Source organism: Agrococcus sp. GCM10030265, from assembly GCF_042666675.1.
Lineage (GTDB): Bacteria > Actinomycetota > Actinomycetes > Actinomycetales > Microbacteriaceae > Agrococcus.
Map to the genome: position 1 here is coordinate 396,480 of NZ_JBHTCZ010000004.1, position 23,917 is coordinate 420,396.

A 23,917-nucleotide genomic window follows, 5' to 3' on the forward strand; every position below is an offset into this window, starting at 1 on the left:
ATGCATCCCGCCGCGCTCGCCGACGCCCTCCTGACCTCCGTGCAGGCCGTCGTCGCAGACCGAGCGGAGGTCTCGGCTGCCGACATCGTGCTCGAGCGGCCCCGCAGCCGAGAGCACGGCGACTGGACGACGAACGCGGCCATGCGCCTCGCGAAGCGCGTCGGCATGGCCCCCCGCGACCTCGCGGCCGAGCTGCAGGGGCACATCGCCGCCATCCCGGGCGTGGCTGGCGTCGAGGTCGCGGGTCCCGGCTTCCTCAACCTGCGGCTCGACGCGGCCGCGGCCGGCGAGCTCGCGCGCACGATCGTCGAGGCGGGCGGCGCGTACGGCCGAGGCGACACGATGCAGGGCATCGCGATGAACCTCGAGTTCGTGTCGGCGAACCCCACGGGTCCGCTGCACCTCGGCGGCACGCGCTGGGCGGCCGTCGGCGACTCGCTCGCCCGCATCCTCGAGTCGCAGGGTGCGCGCGTGACGCGCGAGTACTACTTCAACGACCACGGCGCGCAGATCGACCGCTTCGCCCGCAGCCTCGTCGCCGCGTGGCGCGGCGAGCCGACCCCGGAGGACGGCTACGGCGGCGACTACATCGCCGACATCGCGGCACGCGTCGAGGCCGCGAGCGAGGTCGACCTGCTCGACCTCGACGACGACGCGCTGCAGGAGCACTTCCGCGCACGCGGCGTGCAGCTGATGTTCGGCGAGATCAAGCAGTCGCTCGCCGACTTCGGCGTCGTGTTCGACGTCTTCTTCCACGAGCACGACGTGCAGGCCAACGGCGACGTCGAGCGCGCGATCGAGCGTCTGCGGGAGCGCGGCCACGTCTTCGTGGAGGACGGCGCGACCTGGTTGCGCACCACCGACTTCGGCGACGACAAGGATCGGGTGGTCGTGCGCTCGAACGGCGCGCCCGCGTACTTCTCGGGCGACCTGGCGTACTACCTCAACAAGCGCGAGCGCGGCTTCGAGCAGTGCTTCATCATGCTGGGCGCCGACCACCACGGCTACGTCGGCCGCATGATGGCGATGTGCGCCGCGTTCGGCGACGAGCCGCACGTGAACCTCGAGCTGCTCATCGGCCAGCTCGTCAACCTCATGCGCGACGGCAAGCCCGTGCGCATGTCGAAGCGCGCGGGCACCATCGTCACGATGGAGGATCTCGTCGAGGCCGTCGGCGTCGACGCCGCCCGCTACTCGCTCGCGCGCTCGAGCGTCGACACGCCGCTCGACATCGACCTCGAGCTGCTGCAGAAGCGATCGAACGACAACCCCGTCTTCTACGTGCAGTACGCCCATGCCCGCACGAGCGCCGTGGCCCGCAACGCCGCCGCCGCGGGCGTCGACCGCTCGGCGTTCGACGCGTCGACCCTCGCGCACGAGACCGAGTCGGCGCTGCTGGGCGCGCTCGCCGACTTCCCGCGCGTGCTGACGCAGTCGGCGCAGCTGCGCGAGCCGCACCGCGTGGCGCGCTTCGCCGAGGAGCTCGCGGGCCTGTACCACCGCTGGTACGACGCCTGCCGCGTCGTGCCCGTCGGCGACGAGCCCATCGGCGACCTGAACCGCTCGCGCCTGTGGCTCAACGACGCGACGGGCCAGGTGCTGCGCACCGCGCTCGGCCACCTCGGCGTGAGCGCTCCCGAGCGGATGTAGCAGCCGTGCCGCGCCGACTCCTCCGCGTGGGTGCGGGCCTGGCGGGCATCGCGGCGCTCGTCGGCGCAGGCGTCGTCGCCGACATGCTCGTGCGCGACGGCATGGAGCGCGTCGCGCGCGAGGAGATCGCCGTCGCGCTGCAGCTCGAGGACGCCGACCAGGTCGACGCGGAGGTCATCGGCGGCAGCGCCCTCGTGCAGCTGCTGCTCGGCTCGGTCGATCGGGTGTCGATCACGGTGCCGGAGCTCGACCTCGGCGTCGCGGACGGCACGTTCCACGCCGAGATCTATGACCTGCCGACGAACCCGCTCACGCCGATCCCCCGCGTCTACTCCTACGTCGCGCTCGACCACGACTCGGTCGTGCAGCTCACGGGCGACTTCGTCGACGCGCCCGTCGTCGACGTCGCGCTGCAGCCGCCGGCGCTCCGCGTCGAGCTCGAGGCGCGCCTGCCGTGGGGCGCGACGCCCGTGACGGTCGTCGTCGAGCCCGTGACGCGCGGCGGCCGCATCGTGCTCGTGCCGGAGACGGTCGAGCTCGGGGCCGCCGAGCTGAGCCCCGCCCAGTTCGAGGAGCGCACGGGCGTCTCGACGGGCTCGCTCTTCGACCAGACGGGCTTCTGCATCGCCGACTCGGTGCCGACGACGATGGAGACGACCGACGTGCGCGTCTCGAACGGCGCCGTCATCCTCGTCTTCGGCATCGAGCAGCGCTCGGTGCTGCAGCTGCAGGCCCCGCACGGCTCCTGCGCGGGCTGACGCCTGCGCCGCGACGCACGGCGTCACGGCGCGTCGAGCGGGCATCCTGCGCCCGCTAGGCTTGCCCCGTCAGGCTTCAGGGGCCAATCCAGGTCCGCTCGCCTGCTGTTCGCGGCCGCATCGCGCCCGCACCGCAGGCGATCCCACCCCTCACGGACCGACATGACCCACGCTTCCTCCGCCAACGCGCTCCAGGCCGCCATCTGGCCCGAGTCCGCGACGCGCGTCGACGGCGTCGTGCACGTCGCAGGCGCGAGCCTCGACGCGCTCGTCGCCGAGCACGGCACGCCGCTCATGCTGCTCGACGAGGCCGAGCTGCGGGGCCGGGCCGCGCGCATCCGCGCCGCGTTCGCCGCCGTGCTCGACGACCCGATGGTCTACTACGCGGGCAAGGCGCTGCTCACGGCCGACGTCGCCCGCTGGGTCGTCGCCGAGGGCCTCGGCGTCGACGTGTGCTCGGCGGGCGAGCTCGCGCTCGTGCGCGCCGCGGGCGTCGACCTGGCGCACGTCGGGTACCACGGGAGCAACAAGTCGGAGCACGAGCTGCGGCACGCGGTCGCAGCGGGCGTCGGCACCATCGTCGTCGACTCCACGCTCGAGGTCGAGCGCCTCACGCGCATCGCCGCGGAGGCCGGGGTGCGGCAGCGCGTCCGGCTGCGCATCAACGTGGGCGTGCACGCCTCGACGCACGAGTTCCTCGCCACGAGCCACGAGGATCAGAAGTTCGGCGTGCCCATCGCCGACGCACCCGCGATCGTCGCGCGCATCCGAGCGGACGACGTGCTCGAGCTGCGCGGCCTGCACACGCACATCGGCTCGCAGATCTTCGACGGGGCGGGCTTCGCCGCGGCGTTCGACCGCATGGTGGCGCTGCACGCGTCGCTGCTGCCGGGCGGCGACCTGCCCGAGCTCAACGTCGGCGGCGGCTTCGGCATCGCCTACACCGAGGCCGACGACCCGCAGCCGATCGAGGAGATCGCGCGCTCCTTCGCCGAGGCGCTCCGCGCGGCATGCGACCGCGAGGGCATCGCGATGCCGCGCGTCGCCATCGAGCCCGGCCGCTCGATCGCGGGCCCGTCGGGCGTCACGGTCTACCGCGTCGGCACCGTGAAGCGCATGGCGCTGGCCGACGGGGAGCGCGTCTACGTCTCGGTCGACGGCGGCATGAGCGACAACCCGCGCCACGTGCTCTACGGCGCACGCTACACCGCGCGCATCGCAGGCAGGGAGTCGGAGGCCGAGCCCGTGCGCGCCCGCGTCGTCGGCCTGCACTGCGAGTCGGGCGACATCGTCGTCGACGAGGTGAGCCTGCCCGGCGACGTGGGCCCCGGCGACCTGCTGGCCGTGCCCGCGACGGGCGCGTACTGCGCGAGCCTCGCCTCGAACTACAACATGACGCCGCGTCCGCCGATCGTCGCCGTCGCCGACGGCGCGTCGCGCGTGCTCGTGCGGCGAGAGACGATCGACGACCTGCTCGCACGCGATGCGGGCCTGGGAGGGAACCGATGACCGCCTACCGCAGCCTCAAGGTCGCGCTGCTCGGAGCCGGCTCCGTCGGCTCGCAGGTCGCGCGCCTGCTGCTCGAGCACGGCGACGAGCTCGCCGCGCGCGCAGGCGCCGGCCTCGAGCTCGTCGGCATCGGCGTGCGCGACGTCGACGCGCCGCGCGACGTCGAGCTCCCGCGCGAGCTGCTGACGACCGACCTGGCGCGCCTCGCCGCCTCCGCCGACATCGTCGTCGAGCTGCTCGGCGGCATCGAGCCCGCGCGCACGCTCGTGCTCGACGCGCTGAACGCCGGCGCCGACGTCGTCACCGCCAACAAGGCGCTCGTCGCCGCCCACGGCCCCGAGCTCTTCGACGCCGCCGAGCGCGTCGGCGGGCAGCTGGCCTTCGAGGCGGCCGTCGGTGGCGCCATCCCCATCATCCGGCCGCTCGAGGCGAGCCTCGCAGGCGACCGCATCACGCGCGTCATGGGCATCGTCAACGGCACGACGAACTACATCCTCGACCTCATGCACCGCGAGGGCGCGACGATGCAGGATGCGCTCGCCGAGGCGACGCGGCTCGGCTACGCCGAGGCCGACCCGACCGCCGACGTCGAGGGCTACGACGCCGCGTCGAAGGCGACGATCCTCGCGTCGCTCGCCTTCCACACCGTCGTCCCCGTCGATCGCGTGCACCGCGAGGGCATCACGGGCATCACGGCCGAGGTCGTGCGGCAGGCGGAGCGCGACGGCCGCGTCGTCAAGCTGCTCGCCATCTGCGAGCGCATCGACGGCCCGGGCGGCGAGCGCGTCTCCGCGCGCGTCCACCCGGCGCTCATCCCCGGCGACCATCCGCTCGCTGCGGTGCACGAGGCGAAGAACGCCATCTTCGTCACGGCCGAGGCCGCGGGCGACCTCATGTTCTACGGCGCGGGCGCGGGCGGTCCCGAGACGGCGTCCGCCGTGCTCGGCGATCTCGTGTCGATCGCGCGCCGCCACGTCATCGGCGGCCCCGGCCTCGCGGTGTCGAGCCACGCCAACCTGCCCATCGCGCCCCTCGAGGACGTCGCGACGCGGTACCAGCTGCGCCTCGCGGTCGCCGACCGGCCGGGCGTGCTCGCCGCGATCGCGTCGATCCTCTCCGGCCACGACGTGTCGATCGAGTCGATCGAGCAGCACGTGGCGGACGGGCCGACGGCTAGCCTGGTGCTCGGCACGCATGCCGCGCCCGAGGGCAGGCTGCGACAGGTCGTCGACGCGCTGCGCACGCATGAGGACGTCGCGGCGATCGAGCACGTCATCCGCATCGAGGCGCAGGCCTGAGCGGGGAAGAGGGACGCATGGCACATCAGTGGCGCGGAGTCATCCGCGAGTACGCAGACCGGCTCGACGTCACCGACGCGACGCCCATCGTGACGCTCGGCGAGGGCGGCACGCCGCTCATCGAGGCGTCGCACCTGTCGGCGCGCGTCGACGCGCGCGTGCTCGTGAAGTTCGAGGGCATGAACCCGACGGGATCCTTCAAGGACCGCGGCATGACGATGGCGGTCACGAAGGCCGTCGAGCAGGGCGCGAAGGCCATCGCCTGCGCCTCGACCGGCAACACGTCGGCGTCGGCGGCCGCCTACGCCGCGCACGCGGGCATCACCGCAGCGGTGCTCGTGCCCGACGGCAAGATCGCGATGGGCAAGCTCGCGCAGTCGGTCGTGCACGGTGCGCGCATCCTGCAGGTGCAGGGCAACTTCGACGACTGCCTGGAGATCACGAAGGAGCTGTCGCAGCACTACCCCGTGCACCTCGTGAACTCGGTGAACGACGACCGCATCGAGGGGCAGAAGACCGCCTCGTTCGAGATCGTCGACGTGCTGGGCGACGCGCCCGACCTGCACCTCATCCCGGTCGGCAACGCCGGCAACATCACGGCGTACTGGCGCGGCTACACGCAGGCCGCGCAGCACGGCGACGCCACGCGCACGCCGCGCATGCTCGGCTTCCAGGCGCTCGGCGCCGCGCCGATCGTGCGCGGCGAGGTCGTGCGCGAGCCCGACACGGTCGCGACGGCCATCCGCATCGGCAACCCCGCGTCGTGGGAGCAGGCGCTCGCCGTGCGCGACGAGTCGCGCGGCGGCTTCTGGGCGATCGACGACGAGCGCATCCTCGCGGCGCAGCGTCTGCTGGCGCGCGACGAGGGCATCTTCGTCGAGCCCGCATCCGCCATCTCGGTCGCGGGCCTGCTCGAGCAGCACGCCGCAGGCAACGTGCCGAAGGGCTCGACCGTCGTGCTCACCGTCACGGGCCACGGCCTGAAGGACGCCCAATGGGGGCTGAAGGGCGACGACGGGCAGGATGCCTCGCCGCAGGTCGTGCGGGCCGAGACGAGCGAGGTCGCGAGCCTGCTGGGGCTCGCGTGAGCCTCGTCGGGCGCCGCGTGCGCGTGCGCGTGCCCGCGACGAGCGCGAACCTCGGCCCCGGCTTCGACACCCTGGGCCTCGCGCTCAACGTGCACGACGAGCTCGAGGTCGAGGCCATCGCCTCCGGCGTCGAGATCACGGTCGAGGGCGTGGGTGCCGGCGAGGTGCCCACCGACGAGTCGCACCTCGTCGTGCGCGCAGCCCTCCACGCGTTCGACCGCCTCGGGGTCCCTGCGCCCGGCCTGCGCATCCACGCGCGCAACGCCATCCCGCATTCGCGCGGCATGGGCTCGTCGGGTGCGGCGATCGTCTCCGGCGTGCTCGCAGCCGTCGGCCTGATCGGCGACGACGCCGACGTCGACGACGCGACCGTCCTGCGGCTCGCGACCGAGCTCGAGGGCCACCCGGACAACGTCGCGCCCGCGATCTTCGGCGGCCTCACGATCGCGTGGGTCGACGACGACGGCCCCCATCACACGGAGCTCGCCGTGCACCGCGGCGTCTCGCTGCTCGTCGCGGTCCCCGAGGAGCGCATGTCGACGTCGCTCGCGCGCAGCCTGCAGCCGACCGACGTGCCGCATGCGGACGCGGTGTTCAACCTGTCCCGCGCGGCGCTGCTCATCGCGGCGCTCACGCAGACGCCGGACCTCCTGTCGGCGGCGACCGAGGATCGCCTGCACCAGCGCTATCGCGCCTCCGCGATGCCCTCGACGTCGCGGCTCGTCGCCGACCTCCGAGCCGCCGGCCATGCCGCCGTCGTGTCGGGGGCGGGGCCCAGCGTGCTCGTGCTCTCGAGCGACCCCGAGCAGCGGCTCGCGGCCGCCGAGATCGTCGCGGCGCAGCCCGACGGCTGGGAGGCGCTGCTGCTCGCCGTCGACATCAAGGGTGGTACAGTCGAGGGCAACCCCCGCTAGTCCCGGCCACGATCCGTGTCCGCTCGCGGAGGGGACACGAGACTCCAGTCGCAGCACCGCCCATCTTCGGCGATGTCCTCTCGAACGCCGCGCGATGGTGCCGCGCATCCTTCAGGCCGTGCAGTCACGGCCGTTCCCCCGGAAAGGGAGACGATGACCAACGAGACCCTCGACGTCGACGCTGCCGCGAACCAGGCCACCGAGCCTGCGCAGCCCGCCGACGCCGCACCCGCATCCGACGCCGTCGAGGCGCCCGCAGCGCCGCCGAAGGCGCGCCGCTCGCGCCGCGCGCAGAGCGCCGCCGCAGCGCCCGAGGCCGCGACGCTCGACCTGCCGGCCGCCGAGGCTGCGCCCGCCGAGGCGCCGGCCGCCGAGGCCGCACCCGCAGAGGCCCCCGCGGCGAGCGAGGACGCTCCCGCCGAGGCGCCGAAGCGCAAGCGCGCCCCGCGCAAGAAGAAGGAGGCGCCCGTCGAGGTCGCCGAGGCGCCCGCCGCCGAGCAGCAGGCCGACGCGCCCGCCGAGGAGGCAGCGCACGACGACCGCGAGCACGCCGAGCAGGCCGCACCGGCCGAGCAGGCCGCACCGGCCGAGCAGGCCGCACCGGCCGAGCAGTCCGCGCCGGTCGAGCAGGCCGCCGCCGAGAGCCCGGCCGAGCAGGGCGGGCAGCCCGCCGAGGGCGCCGACGAGGGCGAGCAGCGCCCCAGCCGCCGCCGCCGAGGGCGCGGCAAGGCCGCCGACCGCGGCGACGAGCAGCAGGCGAAGGACGGCCAGCAGCCGAGCCGCCAGCAGCAGCAGGGCGACGACGACGAGGCCGAGGGCGGCTCGCGCCGCGGCGGCCGCGGTCGCCAGAACGGCAACGGCGGCACCGCCAAGGACGGCAACGGCAACGGCGGCAACGGCAACGGCGGCAACGGCAACGGCAGCAACGGCCCCGAGGGCCGTCAGGGCGGTCGCGGTGGCGACGTCGAGCTCGAGACCTCGCGCCGGGGCCGCACGCGCGACCGCCGTCGCGGCTCGGGCCGCGGCGACGACATCGACCCCGAGATCCTCGAGGACGACGTCCTGCTGCCCGTCGCGGGCATCCTCGACGTGCTCGAGAACTACGCCTTCGTGCGCACCTCCGGCTACCTGCCCGGCCCGACCGACGTCTACGTCTCGCTCGGCCAGGTGCGCAAGCACCACCTCCGCAAGGGCGACGCGGTCGTCGGCGCCATCAAGCAGCCGCGCGAGGGCGAGCAGGCCGGCGCCCAGAGCCGCCAGAAGTTCAACGCGCTCGTGCGCGTCGACTCCATCAACGGACAGCCCGTCGAGGAGGCGGCGAACCGTCAGGAGTTCGCGAACCTCACGCCGCTCTACGCGCAGGACCGCCTGCGGCTCGAGACCGTGCCCGGCAAGCTCTCGACGCGGGTCATCGACCTCGTGTCGCCCATCGGCAAGGGCCAGCGCGGACTCATCGTCTCGCCGCCGAAGGCAGGCAAGACGCTCGTGATGCAGGCCATCGCGAACGCGATCGCCGAGAACAACCCCGAGGTCCACCTCATGATCGTCCTCGTCGACGAGCGCCCCGAGGAGGTCACCGACTTCCAGCGCACCGTCAAGGGCGAGGTCATCGCGTCGACGTTCGACCGCCCGGCCGAGGATCACACGACCCTCGCCGAGCTCGCGATCGAGCGCGCGAAGCGCCTCGTCGAGATGGGCAAGGACGTCGTGGTGCTGCTCGACGGCATCACGCGCCTGGGTCGCGCCTACAACCTCTCGACGCCCGCGTCGGGCCGCATCCTCTCGGGCGGCGTCGACTCGAGCGCGCTGTACCCGCCGAAGCGCTTCTTCGGTGCCGCGCGCAACATCGAGCACGGCGGCTCGCTCACGATCCTCGCGACCGCGCTCGTCGAGACCGGATCGAAGATGGACGAGGTGATCTTCGAGGAGTTCAAGGGCACCGGCAACATGGAGCTGCGCCTGTCGCGCGCGCTCGCCGACAAGCGCATCTTCCCGGCCGTCGACGTCAACGCGTCGGGCACGCGCCGCGAGGAGATGCTGCTCGGCACCGAGGAGACGAAGGTCATGTGGAAGCTGCGTCGCGCCCTCGCGGGCCTCGACCCGCAGCAGGCCACGGAGCTCGTCCTGAAGAACCTCAAGGACACGCAGTCGAACGTCGAGTTCCTCATGAAGGTCTCGAAGTCGACGCCGGGCGAGCAGGCCTGACCACGTGTTCGACTCCGTCGCGGCGCTGCTGAGCGAGCACGCGGACCTCGAGCAGCAGCTCGCGGATCCTGCGCTGCACGCCGACGCGGTGCGCGCCAAGCGCGTGAATCGCCGCTACGCGGAGCTCAGCCAGATCAAGGCCGCGCACGAGCGCTGGATGGCGGCGGGGGAGGACCTCGCCGCCGCCCGCGAGCTCGCGCGCGAGGACGAGGCCTTCGCCGACGAGGTGCCCGGGCTCGAGCAGGTCGCCTACGAGGCGGAGGAGCGGCTGCGCCGGCTGCTGATCCCGCGCGACCCCGACGACGGACGCGACGTGATCATGGAGATCAAGGGCGGCGAGGGCGGCGAGGAGTCGGCGCTCTTCGCGGCCGACCTCCTGCGCATGTACGAGCACTACGCCACGAGCCGCGGCTGGAAGACCGAGATGCTCGAGCACACGACGAGCGACATGGGCGGCTTCAAGGACGTCCAGGTCGCCATCAAGGGCTCGGCCTCGGATCCCGCGCAGGGCGTGTGGGCGTCGCTCAAGTACGAGGGCGGCGTGCACCGCGTGCAGCGGGTGCCGGCCACCGAGTCGCAGGGGCGCATCCACACCTCCACGACCGGCGTGCTCGTGTTCCCCGAGGTCGACGAGCCCGAGGAGGTGCAGATCGACCCGAACGACCTGAAGATCGACGTCTTCCGCTCGTCGGGCCCCGGCGGGCAGTCGGTCAACACCACCGACTCCGCCGTGCGCATCACGCACCTCCCGTCGGGCATCGTCGTGTCCATGCAGAACGAGAAGTCGCAGCTGCAGAACCGCGAGGCGGGCATGCGCGTGCTGCGTGCGCGCCTGCTCGCGAAGCAGCAGGAGGAGCTCGACGCCGCGGCGTCCGACGCCCGCCGCTCGCAGATCCGCGGCATGGACCGCTCCGAGCGCATCCGCACGTACAACTTCCCCGAGAACCGCATCGCCGACCACCGCACGGGGTTCAAGGCGTACAACCTCGACACCGTGATGGACGGCGCGCTGCAGCCCGTCATCGACTCGTGCATCCAGGCCGACGAGGAGGCGAGGCTCGCGGCGCTCGCCGACGAGTCCTGACGAGCGCCCTGCCACGGGTAGCCATCCTTGCTACCCTGGAGGCACGCCGAGGCAGGCGTGCGGACGAGGGCGCAGTACCCGCACAGCGACAAGACTGACCACATCGGAGGTCTGTCATGGACTGGGTCATCCTCGTCGTCTCGGGGCTGCTGGAGGCGGTCTGGGCCACGGCGCTCTCGCGCACGAAGGGCTTCCGGCGACTCGCCCCCACGGTCGTCTTCGCCGTCGGCCTCGTCGGCAGCATGGTGGGCCTCGCGATCGCGATGCTCACGATCCCGACCGGCACCGCGTATGCGGTCTGGGTGGGCATCGGGGCGGTGACGACCGCGGCGTGGGCGATGATCACGAGGGCGGAGCGCGCGACGGTGACGCGCGTCGTGCTGCTGGCCGTGCTCGTCGGCTGCGTCGTCGGCCTCAAGGTGGTGGCGTAGCCATGGCGTGGCTCGTGCTCGTCGTCTCGGCGGTGCTCGAGGCGGTGTGGGCCACGGCGCTCGGTGCGTCGGAGGGCTTCACGCGTCCCGTCGAGACCGTCGTCTTCGCCGTCGGCTGCATCCTGTCGATGGTGGGCCTCGAGCGGGCGGCGCGCTCGATCCCGATCGCGACGGCCTACGCGGTCTGGGTGGGCCTCGGCGCTGCGCTCACCGTGGGCTGGGCGATCGCGACGGGGTCGCAGCCGTTCTCCTGGTGGACGGTGCTGTTCGTCGCCGGCATCGTCGGCAGCGTCATCGGTCTGAAGGTCACGGCACCGCGCGACGCGCCGTCGCCGCGCGCGGACGCCTGAGTCCGAGCCGCCGAGCCGTGCGGGATGCGGCCGCCCGCATCCCTCCCGTTCACCGCGCGCGCGCCCATCGTTCACCTCTGCGGCGTACGGTGTGTGCGGACGCGCGACCGCACCTATGGATTTCGCGATCCGTTGTAGATACTCTCCATCAGGAGAGGTCATTCGACGAGGAGAGACCATGCAGGCAGGAACCAGGCGCGCGCTGCGCGCCACGGCAGGGCTCGCAGTGGCGGGCGTGGCGCTCGCCGGATGCGCGAGCGGCGGCGACGAGGGCGGATCCGGCGAGGCCGGCGGGCCGCTCATCGTCTACACGAACTCGAACGGCGACGGCCGCGGCGAGTGGCTGACGGAGCAGGCAGCCGAGAACGGCTTCGAGATCGAGATCGTCGGGCTCGGCGGCGCCGACCTCACGAACCGCATCGTCGCCGAGGCGAACAACCCCGTCGGCGACGTGGTGTTCGGGCTCAACACGATGTTCTTCGAGACGCTGAAGGCCGAGGAGGTCATCACGGCCTACGAGCCGTCGTGGTCCGACGAGGTGCCGCAGGACGCGGGCGACCCCGTCGACGGCGCCTACTGGCCGCTCGTCGACCAGGCGATCGTGACCGTCTACGACGCGAACGCCGTCACCGACCCGCCCGCCGACGTCAGCGAGCTCTGGAGCTCCGAGTACGAGGGCCAGTACGAGGTCAACACCGCGCTCGGCGAGGCGACCCCGCAGCTCGTCGTCGCCGGCATCCTCGCGCCCTACGCCGACGAGGACGGCGAGGTGTCCGACGAGGGCTGGGAGGCCGTCGACGCGTACTTCTCCAACGGCAGCCCCGCCGTCGAGGGCAGCGACCTCTACGCCCGCTTCGAGCAGGGCGACGTCTCCTACGGCGTGCTGCCCTCCGGCGGCATCATCGCCCGCGACGCCGAGTACGGCACCGAGACGGCGATCGTGCCCAACGAGGACGGCGTGCCGTTCGTGACCGAGCAGATCGGCGTCATCGCGGGCACCGACCGCGAGGAGCAGGCGCAGGAGTTCATCGACTGGTTCGGCAGCGCCGAGGTGCAGGGCGCCTTCGCGCAGGAGTTCAACGCCATGCCGGTCAACGAGATCGCGCTCGAGCAGGCGAACCCCGAGATCGTCGAGCTCATCGGCTCCGTCGAGCGCGCCGACATCGACTACGCCCTCGTGCGCGAGCACATCGGCGAGTGGGTCGAGCGCATCGAGCTCGAGTACCTGCCCTGATCCGAGGATGCGCGCCGCGCGCATCCGGTCGTCGGCTCCTCGCGGAGTCCCGACCGGGTGCGCGGGCGGCGCGCCGAGGGCCGGCGACGCCGGCCATGAGGAGCACCACATGATCCGCTTCGAAGGCGTCAGGGTCGCGTTCGGCGACCACGTCGCGCTCCACGGTCTCGACCTCGAGATCGCCGAGGGCGAGTTCTGCACGCTGCTGGGGCCCTCCGGCTGCGGGAAGACCACGGCGCTGCGGGCGCTCGCCGGGTTCGTCGAGCCGACGGCCGGCAGCGTCCACGTCGCCGGGCGCGACGTGACGCGCGTGCCGAGCGAGCAGCGCGGCGTCGGCATGGTGTTCCAGAGCTATGCGCTCTTCCCGAGCATGACCGTGCGCGACAACATCGCGTTCGGCCTCTCGGTGCAGCGCGTCGGCAAGGCCGAGCAGCGCGAGCGCGTCGACCGCGCCGCCGCGCAGGTCGGGCTCAAGCCCGAGCAGCTGGGGCGCGGCGTCTCGGCGCTCTCGGGCGGCCAGCAGCAGCGCGTCGCCATCGCGCGTGCGCTCGTGCTCGAGCCGAGCATCCTGCTCCTCGACGAGCCGCTGTCGAACCTCGACGCCAAGCTGCGCGTGCAGCTGCGCGGCGAGCTGCAGCGCCTGCAGCGCGAGGTGGGCATCACGACCGTCTACGTCACGCACGACCAGGAGGAGGCGCTCGCGCTCAGCGACCGCATCGCCGTGCTGTCGGAGGGCCGCCTCGAGCAGCTCGGATCGCCGCGCGAGATCTACGAGCAGCCCGCGAGCGCGTTCGTCTGCGACTTCGTCGGCGAGGCGACGCGCCTCACCGCCGCGCAGCGCGCCGCCCTCGCGCCCCAGGCGCTCGCCGGCGACGACGACGCATGGGTGCGACCCGAGCACGTCGCGCTCGTCGACGACGGCGGCGTCGAGGGCATCGTGCGCGAGCACGCCTACCGCGGCGCCTCGACGCTGCTCGAGCTCGAGCTCGCCGGCAGCGTCCTGCGGGTCGAGTCGACGAGCGGCGCCGCCGCAGCGCTGACGCTCGGCGACACGGTGCGCGTCGTGCTCGACGCCGACCGCGTGCACCGCTTCCCGGTGGCGGCATGAGCACCGCCGAGCGCGCGGCCGAGCCGCGCACGCCCGCGGAGGCGGGCGTCACGCCGCAGCCGCCCGCGCGCAGGCCGCGCGGTGCGACGGCGCGCATGCTGCGGTCGCCGCTCGGCATCGGCGTCGTCCTCGGCACGCTGTGGTTCTCGGTGGCCTTCCTCGTGATGCCGAACGTGACGCTGCTGCAGGCGACCTTCGCGCCCGACGGCGAGCTCTCGCTCTCGGCGATCGAGCGGCTGCTCTCGAGCGAGCGCGCGCTGCGCTCGCTGGGCAACAGCGTGCTGCTCGCCGGCACCCTCGCCGTCACCGTCAACGTCGTCGGCATCTTCATCGTCCTCGTGACGGGCTGGTTCAAGATGCGCGCCCGCCGCGTGCTGTGGCTCGGCTACGCGACGACGTTCATCTACGGCGGCATCGTGCTCGCCACCGGCTACGCCTTCATCTACGGCCGCTACGGCTTCCTCACGAATGCCGTCGCGAACGTGTGGCCCGAGATGGATCGCGACTGGTTCTCGGGGTTCATGGCCGTCGTGCTCGTCATGACGTTCGCCACGACGACGAACCACATGCTCTTCCTGTCGTCGGCGCTCGCGAAGATCGACCACCAGTCGATCGAGGCGGCGAGGCTCATGGGCGCCTCGAACTGGACGATCCTGCGGCGCATCGTGCTGCCGACCCTGCGGCCCATGATCTTCGCCGTGACGGTCCTCGTCTTCCTGACGGGCCTCGGCGCGCTCACCGCGCCGCTCGTGCTCGGCGGGCAGGACTTCCAGACCGTCGCGCCCATGATCCTGTCGTTCTCGCGCACCACGACGTCGCGCGACGTCGCGGCGCTGCTCGCGATCATCCTCGGCCTCGCGACGATCGCGCTGCTCGCGATCCTCAACCGCGTCGAGCGCGGCGGCACATACTTCGCCGTCGCGAAGGTCGCGGCGCCGCTCGAGCCGCAGGCGTTCCGCACACGGTGGGGCTCGATCGTCATGCACGTCCTCGCCTGGGCGCTGTGGGCCGTGTACGTCTTCCCCGTGCTCTGCGCCGTGCTCTTCTCGTTCGCCGACTCGCGCGCCGTGCAGGGCGGGTCGATCGGGCTCGACGACCTCACGCTGGAGCACTGGACGACGGTGCTGACGCAGCCGGATGCGCTGTCGCCGTTCGTCGTGTCGGTCGTGTACTCGGCTCTCGCCTCGATCGCCGTCGTGCTGGGTCTCGTGCTCGTGTCGCGGGCGCTCACGACGTGGCGGGGGCGCCTGTCGAGCGTCATCGAGTACGTGCTCCACATCCCGTGGATCCTGCCGACGATCCTCATCGCGCTGGGCCTCGTCATCACGTTCGACCGGCCGCAGTGGCTCGTCGGCGGCCAGGTCCTGCAGGGCACGGTCGTCATCCTCGGCCTCGCCTACGTCATCGTGAAGATCCCCTTCACGCTGCGGCTCCTCAAGGCGGCGTTCGCCGCGGTGCCCGACGAGCTCGAGGACGCCGCGCGCATCCTCGGCGCAGGACAGCTCACGACCATCCGACGCGTCGTCGTGCCGATCATCGCGCCGACGATGGCCGCCGTCACCGCCCTCAACTTCACGAGCCTCGTCGACGACTACGATGCCGCCGTGTTCCTCTACCACCCGCTCGCGGAGCCGCTCGGCATCGCGATCCGGCGGGCGACCGAGGGCGACGCCAACGTGCAGGCGATGTCGATCACGTTCGTCTACACCGTGCTGCTCATGATCGTGCAGGGGCTCGTGCTCTGGCTCGTGTACGGCAGGGGACTGCGGAGGCGGCGTGACTGAGCGGCAGCTCGGGGTCACGGTCGAGGACGTCGCGCGCGAGGCGGGCGTCTCGCGGTCGACCGCCGTGCGCGCGCTGCGCGGCCACGGCCGCGTCGCCGACGCGACCCGCGAGCGCGTCGAGGGGGTCGCGAACCGCCTCGGATACGTGCCGAACCTGGCCGCGACCGATCTCGCGGCCGGCGGCACCGGCGTCGTCGGCCTCATGCTGCGCGACGCCGCGAACCCCGTGTACGGCGCCCTCTTCTCGCGCATCGAGCTCGCGGCGCGCGACGCCGGGCTCGACCTCGTCACCGTCACGATCGGTGCCGACCCCGGTGGCGACCAGCAGGTGCAGGGGCTGCGCAGGCTGCTCGGCATGCGGGTCGCCGGTCTGCTCGTGGCGACGGGCGGCGTCGAGTCGAGGCGGCTCGAGCCGTTCGCGAGCGAGGTGCCGATCGTGCGCGTCGGGCGCGACGAGCCGAGCGACCGCATCCACGCCGAGGCGTACGACGAGGCATGGCACGGTGCGGCGCTCGCCGCACGCGTCCGCGAGCTCCGTCACGAGCGCGTCGTCGTGCTGGGCGCCGATGCCGCGACGTCGCTCGGCGAGCACGCCCGCGCCGACGAGCTCGTCGCCGGGCTCGACGGCCTCGACGTGCGGCGCATCGCGACGAGCGCCGCACCGCACGACGGCGTCGCGGATGCGCTCGCCGCCGTCGACGCCGGAGCGACCGCGGTGCTGTGCGCATCCGACACGCGCCAGCTCGCGGTGCTGCGCGCGCTGGCGGAACGAGGCGTCGAGTGCTCGACGACCGGATGGGACGGCGTGCTGCCCGGCGTCGACCTCCTGGGGCTCACCACGGTGCGCGTCCCCGTCGAGCGCGCCGCCGACGCCGCCGTCGGCCGCCTCGCCGCCCTGCTCGACGGCGACGTCGACCTGCCCGTCCACCGCCGCTGGCGCGGCGAGCTGCTGCCCGGCCGCACCCTGAGACCCGTGGAGCCCGCATGACCACCACCGAGTTCCCCGCGCCGAGCGTCGTGCTCGCGCACCTCACCGACCTGCACGTGACGGGAGACGGCTCGCCCCTGTACGGCGCCGTCGACTCCACCGCAGCGCTCGCGCACGCGCTCGAGCGGCTCGAGGCCTCGGGGGTGCGCCCCGACGCCCTCGTGCTCTCGGGCGACCTCGCCGACCGCGGCGAGCCGGAGGCGTACGTGCGGATGCGCGCGCTCGTCGCGCCCGCCGCCGAGCGGATGGGCGCGGCGCTCGTCGTCGCCACGGGCAACCACGACGACCGCGCGGCCCTGCGCGCGCACCTGCTCGGCGACGACTCCCAGCCCGCCGACCGCCCGCTGCACGCCGTGCACCGCGTCGGCGACCTGCGCATCGTCGTGCTCGACTCCAGCGTGCCCGGCGCGCACTGGGGGGCCGTCGACGACGAGCAGCTCGCCTGGCTCGCCGACGAGCTGCGCACGTCGGCGCCGCTCGGCACGATCCTCGTGCTGCACCATCCGCCGGCGCCGACGCTGCTCGACCTCGCGCTCACCGTCGAGCTGCGCGGGCAGGAGCGTCTCGCCGAGGTGCTGCGAGGGACCGACGTGCGCGCGATCCTCGCCGGCCACGTGCACCACGCGGTCTCGTCGACGTTCGCGGGCATCCCCGTGCACGTCTCGAGCGGCCTCGCGTACACGCAGGATCTGCTCGCTCCCGGCGGCGGCACGCGCGGCCAGGACGGCGAGCAGGCGCTCGCGATCGTGCACGTGCTGCCGGAGACCGTCGTGCACGCCGTGGCGCCCGTGCGGGCGCACGCGACCGTGGGGGAGCGGGTCGAGCAGCCCGAGGTCGACCGCAGGCTCGCCGCCGCGGGCATCGTGCGCCGCGACTGAGGCAGGGCGCCGCGCGCCCGAGGCAGGGCGGGCACGGCTCGCCGACGCGCGCGCCCTCAGCCCTCGACGACCCAGCCGAACGCCTCGGCGCCCGAGCGCGCGCCCGCCTGCGATCGCGCACGGTCGGGCTCGGCGAGCGTCGCCGTCACCTCCTCGCCGAGGCGCACGAGCGCGCCGAACGACTCGGGGCTCGCCCACGCCGGACGCAGGCCGAACACGAGGTCCTCGGTCGCGGTGTTGCCGGAGGCGCCGGGTGCGAACGGGCATCCGCCGAGGCCGCCGAGCGCGCCGTCGACGACCGTCGCGCCCCCGTCGACCGCGGCGAGGGCGTTCGCGACGCCGTTGCCCCAGGTGTCGTGGCCGTGGAAGACGACGCCGAGACCCGGGCGCAGCCGCGACGCCTCGGCGATGCGGCGCCGCACCTCGCCGGGATGGGCCTGGCCGAGGGTGTCGGCGATGACGACGTCGACCGCGCCGTCGGTGCGCGGGTCGTCGACGATCGCGGCGACGCGCTCGAGGGGCACCTCGCCCTCGAAGGGGCACGTGAAGGCGGTCGCCACGCACAGCTGCACCGTGCCGCCCACGGCCCGGGCTGCGGCGAGCGCGTCGGGGAAGGCCGCGACCGAGGCCTCGGCATCCCGCCCCACGTTCGCACGGTTGTGGCTGTCGGACGCCGAGAGGCAGTACTGGAAGCGGCGCACGCCGGCGGCGGCGGCGCGCTCGACGTGGCGCGGCGTCGCGACCCACACCCACGCGCGGTCGCGCTCCGCCTCGTCGAGCGCGGCGACGACGTCGAGCGTGTCGGCGAGCGTCGGCACGAGGTCGGGCCTCGCCATCGACCCCACCTCGACGTGCTCGACGCCGAGCGCGAGCAGCTCGCGCACGAGGCGCACCTTGCGCTCGGTCGGCAGGGGTCGCCCGACGAGCTGCAGCCCGTCGCGCAGCGTCACGTCCCTGATCTGCACGGTCATCGCATCCGCTCCTCGTAGTCGGCGACGCGCTCGTCGCTCCATCCCAGCTCCCGCAGCACCTCGGCGGTGTGCGCGCCGAGGTCGGGGCCCGCGTGCCGGATGGGCAGCGACCGCGGGCCCAGCACGGGCACGACGCCCGGGAAGGCGGTGCCGGGCAGGGCGCGCTCCCCGTCGTCGACGTCGAGATGCTGGATCATGCCGCGTGCGGCGAGCTGCTCGTCGGCGACGAGGTCCTCGGCCGTCGCGATGGGGCCGGACGGCACGCCGGCCTCGCCGAGGACGGCGAGGGCGTCGTCGCTCGTCCGCGCAGCCGCCCACGCGCCGATGGCGTCGTCGAGCGCATCGCGCGCGGCCCATCGGCCGTCGTTGGTCTGCAGCGCCGCGTCGTCGGCGAGGTCGGGCCGGTCGATCGCGTGCATGTAGCGCTGGTAGATGCCGTCGCCGTTGCCCGCGACGACGATGCTGCGCCCGTCGGCGCACAGGTAGGCGTTCGACGGCGCGATGCCCTCCATGCGACCTCCGGTGCGCTCGCGTCGCACGCCGTACGCCGACCACTCGGGCACGAGCGACTCGGTGACCGAGAGCATGGCCTCGTTGAGGGCGACGTCGATCGTGCGCCGGTCGATCGCGAGATGCGCCTCGCCGCGCACCGCGCGGGTCGTCTCGCGCTCGAGCAGCGCCATGACGGCACCGAACGCGCCGTAGAGGCCCGCGATGGTGTCGCCGATCGAGACGCCCGTGCGGCTGGGTGCGCGACCGGGTTCGCCGACGAGCTCGCGGAAGCCGCCCGCGGCCTCGGCGACGGCGGCGAAGCCGGGACGGGGAGCGAGCGGGCCCGTCTGGCCGAACGCCGAGATGCGCACGACGACGAGGTCGGGGTTCGCGGCCTCGAGCGCCGCGGCGTCGAGGCCCCACCGCTCGAGCGTGCCCGGGCGGAAGTTCTCGAGCAGCACGTCCGAGCGGCGCACGAGCCTCAGCACGAGGTCGCGCCCCTCGTCGGAGCGCAGATCGGCGACGATCGACCGCTTCGAGCGGTTGATCGTGCGGTGCAGCATCGACGTCGTGCCCGAGCGCAGCCGCCAGCGGCGCAGCTCGTCGCCCGTGCGCGGCCGCTCGACCTTCACGACGTCGGCGCCGAAGTCGGCCAGGAGCCTGCCGGTCGTGGGCGCGGCGATGTAGTTGCCGAGCTCGACCACCCGCACGCCCGCGAGCGGGCCGAGGGCATCCGCGCCGCTCATGCGATGAAGAGCGACAGCACGAGGGTCATGGCGAGCGCGATGACCGAGGCGACCGAGACGCCGAACGTGACCGACTTGAGCGCGCCGCGCACCGACTGGCCGAGGAACGACTGCAGGAGCCAGAACGTGTTCGACGTGACGTGGATGCAGAAGAGCGCCCCGGCCCCGGCAGCGAGGGCGATGAGCAGCGGGTTCAGGCCCAGCGTCGCGGCGACGGGGCCGAGGATGCCGGCGGCGGTGATGGCCGAGAGCGTCACCGACCCGACGGCGATGTGCAGGACGGCGGCCATGACCCACACGACGAGCAGCGGCGCGACGGTCGTCGCCTGGAAGTATCCCTGGAGGATGGCGCCGAGGTCGCCCTCGGCGATGACGGCGGCGAGCGCCCCGCCGACGCCCGTGAGGACGAAGATCTGGCCGCCGTCCTGGAAGCCGCGCACGAGCGAGCGCTCGACGCGCGGCGTGCCGATGGTCGCGCGACCCACGAGCCCCGTCGCGATGACGGCGAGCAGCAGCGCGATGACGGGGTTGCCGAGCAGCTGCATCGCGGGCACCTCGACCTCGAGCACCGTGAGCACCGCCTGCGCCGCGATGAGGGCGAGCGCGGCGAGCATGGGGCCGAAGAGCACGATGAGCGGCACGGTCGCGGGGTCGCGGGGCCCCTCGGGGCTCACCCCGCCCGGTGCGGTGGCGATCGACGTCGTCGACCGATCGCCGTGGTCGCCGCCGACGGAGCGCGACGAGCCCACCCCCTGGGCGGCGTCGAGCGCGAGCTCCTCGTCGCCGTCGCTGATGAGCCGCTGCTCGTCGCTCTCCGGCTTCCAGAGGCCGAGGCGGAAGAGGGTGCCGACGACGAGGATCGACAGCACGACGGTCGGCACGACGACGGCGAGCCCGCCGAGGAGCATGATGCCGAGCGGCACGCCGAGGAGGCCCGCGAGGGCGACGGCGGCGAAGCCGGGCACCATCATGACGATGCCGACCTCGAGGCTGATCGCGAAGGTCGCGGCCATGATGCCCGTGCCCGCCTTCCCGAGCCTCGGCGCGATGCGCCTCGCGAGCGGAGCGGCGATGACGATCATGGCGTCGACGAAGATCGTCTGCAGGTACGTCGCGAACGAGAGCCCCAGCGCGTAGGGCACGCCGCGTCTGCCGAAGACGCGCAGGAGCGACTCGACGAGGCGCGTGATCGCACCCATCTCGTTGAGCATCGCGCCGATCAGCACGCCCCAGGCGATGAGGAGGCCGGCCTCCATCATGACGTCGCCGAAGCCTCGCGTCATGGTCGAGACGGTGTCGACGGGGCCGAGGCCCGTGAGCAGCCCGATGGCCGCTGCGCCGAGCGCGAGCGCGATGACGGGGTTGATGCGGAAGCGGACGATGACGACCACCACCGCCAGGATCACGAGGCCGACCACCGTCAGCGTGTACCAGTCGGGCATCCGGCTCCTCCTCGTCGAGGGATGCGGTGCTCGCCGTCGAGCGCCGCCCATCGCGATGTCCACCATCGCGATTGCCACATCGTAGGACGCATCCCGCGATATGGGTACCCCGTCGGCGTGTTGCTGTGCGACGATCGGGCGCATGGCAGAGCAGCCGCTCCTCGTGCTGGGCAAGATCCGCAGCATCCTCGACGCGTTCACGCTCGCCGCGCCCGTGCGCACGTCGGCGCAGATCCGCCAGGCCACCGGCTTGCCGTCGTCGACGGCGCACCGCCTGCTCGCGAACCTCGTCGAGCACGGCTTCCTCGATCGCGAGGGCGACGCGTTCCGCATCGGCGCGCGCATGGCGTACTGGGCGGGGCCCGCGACGCGCGCTCGCGACCTCGTCGACCTGCTCGCGCCGCAGCTCGAGGCGCTGCGCGACGCGACGGGCGAGACGGCGTGCTGCTTCCGCGAGGAGCAGGGCGCGAGGGTCTGCATCGGCGTGGCCGAGACGCGCCACGGCCTCAAGCGCGAGATGTACGTCGGCCGCATCCAGCCCCTGCACGTCGGCAGCGCCGGCCGCGTGCTGCTCGCGTGGGATGCGTCGCTGCTCGACGAGGTCGCCGCCGGAGAGCTGCCCGCGCTCACCGACGCGACGGTCACCGATGCCGCGACGCTGCGTGCCAACGCGGCGCGGACGCGGGCGCAGGGCTACGCCATCACGATCGGCGAGCGCGTCGAGGCGGCCTCCGGCGTCTCGGCGCCCGTGTTCGACGCGCACGCCCGCGTCGTCGGCGCGCTCACGGTCATGGGCCCGACGCTGCGCATGCCGTACGAGGCGTGCGCGGCGATGGTGGATGCCGTGGTCGCGGCAGCCGAGGGCGTGACGGCGTCGCTCGGCGGTCGAGCGCCCGCCTGAGCACGGCCGCGGTGGCGCTCGCGGCCTAGGCTCGACGCATGCCCACCGTGCTGCTCGTCCGCCATGGCCGCACGACGGCGAACGCATCCGGCGTGCTCGCGGGCCGCATGGCCGGCGTGCATCTCGACGACGTCGGCGTCGTGCAGGCCGCGGCGACGGGTGCGCGCCTCGCCGACGTGCCGCTCGTGCGCCTGGCGTCCAGCCCGCTCGATCGGTGCCGCGAGACGGCAGACGCCATCGCGGCGCTCCAGGCGCCCGCCGCGCCCGTGGTGCTCGAGCCCGGCCTCGTCGAGTGCGACTACGGCGAGTGGCAGGGCCGTCCGCTCGCGGAGCTCGCCCGAGAGGATCTGTGGCGCGTCGTGCAGGCCACGCCGTCGGCGGCCGTGTTCCCGGGCGGCGAGTCGATGCTCGCGATGCACGCGCGCGCCGTGGAGGCGATCCGTCGCATCGACGCGGAGGTGCTCGCCGAGCACGGGCCGGATGCGACGTGGGCCGCGGTGAGCCACGGCGACCTCGTGAAGGCGATCCTCGCCGACGCCCTCGGCATGCACCTCGACCTCTTCCAGCGCATCCACGTCGACCCCGGCTCGGTGTCGATCGTGCGCCTCGGGCCGGGAGGCTCGCGCGTCGTCGGCAGCAACACGCACGCGGGCGACCTGTCGTGGCTGCGCCCGCGACCTGCGGATGCCGCGCGTGCCGGCGCGCCCGGCGACGCGGCGGTGGGTGGCGGTGCGGGCCCGGAGGCCTCGCGCTCCTAGCATGGAGGCATGGCTCCTGAGGTCCACGCCTTCGACTGGCCCGACCGGTTCGTCGTCGGCACGGTCGGCGCGCCGGGTGCGCGCACGTTCTACCTGCAGGTCCGCAGCGGCCGCGAGGTCGTGAGCGTCGCGCTCGAGAAGCAGCAGTCGGCGCAGCTCGCGGCGGGGGTCGACCGCATCCTCGACGAGCTGCAGGCGATCGACGGCAACCCCTTCCACGTGCCCTCCGGCACGCCGGACGAGCTGCGCGACGACGAGCGGCTCGACGAGCCCGTGCTCGAGCGGTTCCGCGTGGGTCGCATGACGCTCGGATGGGATGCGTCGACGGCGCAGGTCGTCATCGAGGCGCTGCCGATCGACGTGGGCGACGACGACGACCCGCTCGCGGATGCGCTCGCCGACGACGAGCTGCTCGAGGTGCGCATCCCCGTGGGCGCCGCGAGGGCGTTCGCGCTGCGCACCCGCGAGGTCGTCGCCGCCGGCCGCGCGCTGTGCCCGTTGTGCGGCGAGCCGATGCAGGCCGACGCGCAGCACGTCTGCCGCCTGCTCGACGACCCGCTGTGATCGCCGAGCCGGAGCGCGTGGCGGATCGCCTCACGCTCACCGGCCGCGTGGCCTCCGCATCGAACGCGGTGCTCGTGGGCGAGCTCGACGGCGTCCGCGTCGTCTACAAGCCCGTCGCGGGCGAGCGCCCCCTGCACGACTTCCCCGACGGCACGCTCGCGCGTCGCGAGGTGGCGGCCTTCGCCGTGTCCGAGGCGACGGGGTGGGGCATCGTGCCCGACACGCGCCTCGTCGACGGCCCGTACGGCGTCGGGATGCTGCAGCGCTGGGTCGACGCCGACGACGCGCAGGAGGCGGTGACGCTCGTGCCGCCCGACGCGGTGCCCGCCGGCATGCTGCACGTGCTCGACGGCGTCGGCATCGACGACGCCCCGGTCGCGCTCGTGCACGAGGACACCGCGGCGCTGCGGCGCATCGCGGTGCTCGACCTCGTGGCGAACAACGCCGACCGCAAGGGCGGGCACGTGCTCGAGTGCGCGGACGGGCATCGTCACGGCATCGACCACGGCCTGACGATGCACGTCGAACCCAAGCTGCGCACGGTGCTGTGGGGCTGGATCGGGGAGCCCCTCGACGCGGAGGAGGTCGCAGGCGTGCGGCGGGTGCGCGCGGCGCTCGACCGCGACCTCGCAGCGGTGCTGCTCGAGCTCCTCGCGCCGAGCGAGGTCGACGCGCTCGTCGCGCGGTGCGACGCGCTCGTGGCGGCAGGCGCGTTCCCCGAGCCCCTCGCCGGGCTGCCTGCGGTGCCCTGGCCGCCGTTCTGA

The 23,917-nt window shown here is 73.6% G+C and carries 22 protein-coding genes; 19 read left to right on the plus strand and 3 right to left on the minus strand.

Features of this window, described 5'->3' with window-relative positions:
- The 15 genes from argS to ACFQPP_RS13690 all read left to right on the plus strand — a co-directional run bounded on the left by argS (position 1) and on the right by ACFQPP_RS13690 (position 17,279).
- Positions 1-1,650: an arginine--tRNA ligase gene (argS, locus tag ACFQPP_RS13620; protein WP_376917183.1), complete on the plus strand. Its 1,650-nt coding sequence runs from the start codon at positions 1-3 to the stop codon at positions 1,648-1,650.
- Between the two features lie 5 nt (positions 1,651-1,655).
- Positions 1,656-2,408 carry an LmeA family phospholipid-binding protein gene (locus tag ACFQPP_RS13625; protein ID WP_376917184.1) on the plus strand — a complete coding sequence of 251 codons (753 nt, stop codon included), beginning with the start codon at positions 1,656-1,658 and terminating at the stop codon, positions 2,406-2,408.
- Between the two features lie 162 nt (positions 2,409-2,570).
- Positions 2,571-3,917, plus strand: a complete 1,347-nt coding sequence (gene lysA, locus ACFQPP_RS13630) for a diaminopimelate decarboxylase (protein ID WP_376917185.1) — start codon at positions 2,571-2,573, stop codon at positions 3,915-3,917.
- On the plus strand, positions 3,914-5,215 hold the full coding sequence (locus ACFQPP_RS13635) for a homoserine dehydrogenase (protein WP_376917186.1): 1,302 nt from the start codon (positions 3,914-3,916) through the stop codon (positions 5,213-5,215). The genes lysA and ACFQPP_RS13635 overlap by 4 nt, the downstream gene beginning before the upstream one ends.
- A 17-nt stretch (positions 5,216-5,232) precedes the next feature.
- On the plus strand, positions 5,233-6,303 hold the full coding sequence (thrC, locus tag ACFQPP_RS13640) for a threonine synthase (RefSeq protein ID WP_376917187.1): 1,071 nt from the start codon (positions 5,233-5,235) through the stop codon (positions 6,301-6,303).
- Complete coding sequence (gene thrB / locus ACFQPP_RS13645; protein ID WP_376917188.1) at positions 6,300-7,217, plus strand: homoserine kinase; 918 nt, start codon at positions 6,300-6,302, stop codon at positions 7,215-7,217. Before thrC ends, thrB begins: the two co-directional genes overlap by 4 nt.
- Positions 7,218-7,370: 153 nt before the next feature.
- Positions 7,371-9,422 carry a transcription termination factor Rho gene (gene rho / locus ACFQPP_RS13650; protein ID WP_376917189.1) on the plus strand — a complete coding sequence of 684 codons (2,052 nt, stop codon included), beginning with the start codon at positions 7,371-7,373 and terminating at the stop codon, positions 9,420-9,422.
- Between the two features lie 4 nt (positions 9,423-9,426).
- Complete coding sequence (gene prfA, locus ACFQPP_RS13655) at positions 9,427-10,506, plus strand: peptide chain release factor 1 (protein ID WP_376917190.1); 1,080 nt, start codon at positions 9,427-9,429, stop codon at positions 10,504-10,506.
- Positions 10,507-10,622: 116 nt separating this feature from the next.
- Positions 10,623-10,937, plus strand: coding sequence for a DMT family transporter (locus ACFQPP_RS13660; protein WP_376917191.1), 315 nt, complete (start codon positions 10,623-10,625; stop codon positions 10,935-10,937).
- Positions 10,938-10,939: 2 nt separating this feature from the next.
- Positions 10,940-11,287: a DMT family transporter gene (locus tag ACFQPP_RS13665; protein WP_376917192.1), complete on the plus strand. Its 348-nt coding sequence runs from the start codon at positions 10,940-10,942 to the stop codon at positions 11,285-11,287.
- A 178-nt stretch (positions 11,288-11,465) separates the two neighbouring features.
- Entirely contained in the window at positions 11,466-12,521 is a 1,056-nt protein-coding gene (locus tag ACFQPP_RS13670; protein WP_376917193.1) for an extracellular solute-binding protein, read from the plus strand.
- 109 nt (positions 12,522-12,630) lie between these two features.
- A complete protein-coding gene (locus ACFQPP_RS13675; protein ID WP_376917194.1) occupies positions 12,631-13,629 on the plus strand; it encodes an ABC transporter ATP-binding protein in 999 nt (332 codons plus the stop codon).
- Entirely contained in the window at positions 13,626-15,413 is a 1,788-nt protein-coding gene (locus ACFQPP_RS13680; RefSeq protein WP_376917195.1) for an ABC transporter permease, read from the plus strand. The genes ACFQPP_RS13675 and ACFQPP_RS13680 overlap by 4 nt, the downstream gene beginning before the upstream one ends.
- Positions 15,406-16,401: a LacI family DNA-binding transcriptional regulator gene (locus ACFQPP_RS13685; protein WP_376917196.1), complete on the plus strand. Its 996-nt coding sequence runs from the start codon at positions 15,406-15,408 to the stop codon at positions 16,399-16,401. The genes ACFQPP_RS13680 and ACFQPP_RS13685 overlap by 8 nt, the downstream gene beginning before the upstream one ends.
- Positions 16,398-17,279 carry a metallophosphoesterase gene (locus tag ACFQPP_RS13690; RefSeq protein ID WP_376917197.1) on the plus strand — a complete coding sequence of 294 codons (882 nt, stop codon included), beginning with the start codon at positions 16,398-16,400 and terminating at the stop codon, positions 17,277-17,279. Before ACFQPP_RS13685 ends, ACFQPP_RS13690 begins: the two co-directional genes overlap by 4 nt.
- A gap of 56 nt (positions 17,280-17,335) precedes the next feature.
- On the opposite strand, the gene ACFQPP_RS13695 is transcribed toward ACFQPP_RS13690, so the two are convergent.
- From ACFQPP_RS13695 to ACFQPP_RS13705, 3 genes are read right to left on the minus strand one after another with little or no spacing between them, the layout of a single operon-like run.
- Positions 17,336-18,250, minus strand: coding sequence for a hydroxymethylglutaryl-CoA lyase (locus tag ACFQPP_RS13695; protein WP_376917198.1), 915 nt, complete (start codon positions 18,248-18,250; stop codon positions 17,336-17,338).
- Positions 18,247-19,488, minus strand: coding sequence for a CaiB/BaiF CoA transferase family protein (locus tag ACFQPP_RS13700; protein ID WP_376917199.1), 1,242 nt, complete (start codon positions 19,486-19,488; stop codon positions 18,247-18,249). Before ACFQPP_RS13700 ends, ACFQPP_RS13695 begins: the two co-directional genes overlap by 4 nt.
- Positions 19,485-20,930: a GntP family permease gene (locus tag ACFQPP_RS13705; protein ID WP_376917200.1), complete on the minus strand. Its 1,446-nt coding sequence runs from the start codon at positions 20,928-20,930 to the stop codon at positions 19,485-19,487. The genes ACFQPP_RS13700 and ACFQPP_RS13705 overlap by 4 nt, the downstream gene beginning before the upstream one ends.
- 142 nt (positions 20,931-21,072) lie before the next feature.
- On the opposite strand from ACFQPP_RS13705, the gene ACFQPP_RS13710 reads away from it, so the two are divergent.
- The 4 genes from ACFQPP_RS13710 to ACFQPP_RS13725 are packed head-to-tail and all read left to right on the plus strand — an operon-like array spanning position 21,073 to position 23,917.
- Entirely contained in the window at positions 21,073-21,831 is a 759-nt protein-coding gene (locus tag ACFQPP_RS13710) for an IclR family transcriptional regulator (RefSeq protein WP_376917201.1), read from the plus strand.
- A 38-nt stretch (positions 21,832-21,869) separates the two neighbouring features.
- Entirely contained in the window at positions 21,870-22,589 is a 720-nt protein-coding gene (locus tag ACFQPP_RS13715) for an MSMEG_4193 family putative phosphomutase (RefSeq protein ID WP_376917202.1), read from the plus strand.
- Positions 22,590-22,598: 9 nt separating this feature from the next.
- Positions 22,599-23,153 carry a DUF3090 domain-containing protein gene (locus ACFQPP_RS13720; RefSeq protein ID WP_376917203.1) on the plus strand — a complete coding sequence of 185 codons (555 nt, stop codon included), beginning with the start codon at positions 22,599-22,601 and terminating at the stop codon, positions 23,151-23,153.
- A gap of 17 nt (positions 23,154-23,170) precedes the next feature.
- Complete coding sequence (locus ACFQPP_RS13725; protein WP_376917204.1) at positions 23,171-23,917, plus strand: SCO1664 family protein; 747 nt, start codon at positions 23,171-23,173, stop codon at positions 23,915-23,917.

What these genes read in the sequence shown, in the direction of transcription:
- argS (WP_376917183.1), top strand. Translation starts at nt 1, where the DNA reads ATGCATCCCGCCGCGCTCGCCGACGCCCTCCTGACCTCCGTGCAGGCC.
- lysA (WP_376917185.1), top strand. Translation starts at nt 2,571, where the DNA reads ATGACCCACGCTTCCTCCGCCAACGCGCTCCAGGCCGCCATCTGGCCC.
- ACFQPP_RS13635 (WP_376917186.1), top strand. Translation starts at nt 3,914, where the DNA reads ATGACCGCCTACCGCAGCCTCAAGGTCGCGCTGCTCGGAGCCGGCTCC.
- thrC (WP_376917187.1), top strand. Translation starts at nt 5,233, where the DNA reads ATGGCACATCAGTGGCGCGGAGTCATCCGCGAGTACGCAGACCGGCTC.
- rho (WP_376917189.1), top strand. Translation starts at nt 7,371, where the DNA reads ATGACCAACGAGACCCTCGACGTCGACGCTGCCGCGAACCAGGCCACC.
- ACFQPP_RS13660 (WP_376917191.1), top strand. Translation starts at nt 10,623, where the DNA reads ATGGACTGGGTCATCCTCGTCGTCTCGGGGCTGCTGGAGGCGGTCTGG.
- ACFQPP_RS13665 (WP_376917192.1), top strand. Translation starts at nt 10,940, where the DNA reads ATGGCGTGGCTCGTGCTCGTCGTCTCGGCGGTGCTCGAGGCGGTGTGG.
- ACFQPP_RS13670 (WP_376917193.1), top strand. Translation starts at nt 11,466, where the DNA reads ATGCAGGCAGGAACCAGGCGCGCGCTGCGCGCCACGGCAGGGCTCGCA.
- ACFQPP_RS13675 (WP_376917194.1), top strand. Translation starts at nt 12,631, where the DNA reads ATGATCCGCTTCGAAGGCGTCAGGGTCGCGTTCGGCGACCACGTCGCG.
- ACFQPP_RS13680 (WP_376917195.1), top strand. Translation starts at nt 13,626, where the DNA reads ATGAGCACCGCCGAGCGCGCGGCCGAGCCGCGCACGCCCGCGGAGGCG.
- ACFQPP_RS13690 (WP_376917197.1), top strand. Translation starts at nt 16,398, where the DNA reads ATGACCACCACCGAGTTCCCCGCGCCGAGCGTCGTGCTCGCGCACCTC.
- ACFQPP_RS13695 (WP_376917198.1), bottom strand. Translation starts at nt 18,250, where the DNA reads ATGACCGTGCAGATCAGGGACGTGACGCTGCGCGACGGGCTGCAGCTC.
- ACFQPP_RS13700 (WP_376917199.1), bottom strand. Translation starts at nt 19,488, where the DNA reads ATGAGCGGCGCGGATGCCCTCGGCCCGCTCGCGGGCGTGCGGGTGGTC.
- ACFQPP_RS13705 (WP_376917200.1), bottom strand. Translation starts at nt 20,930, where the DNA reads ATGCCCGACTGGTACACGCTGACGGTGGTCGGCCTCGTGATCCTGGCG.
- ACFQPP_RS13710 (WP_376917201.1), top strand. Translation starts at nt 21,073, where the DNA reads ATGGCAGAGCAGCCGCTCCTCGTGCTGGGCAAGATCCGCAGCATCCTC.
- ACFQPP_RS13715 (WP_376917202.1), top strand. Translation starts at nt 21,870, where the DNA reads ATGCCCACCGTGCTGCTCGTCCGCCATGGCCGCACGACGGCGAACGCA.
- ACFQPP_RS13720 (WP_376917203.1), top strand. Translation starts at nt 22,599, where the DNA reads ATGGCTCCTGAGGTCCACGCCTTCGACTGGCCCGACCGGTTCGTCGTC.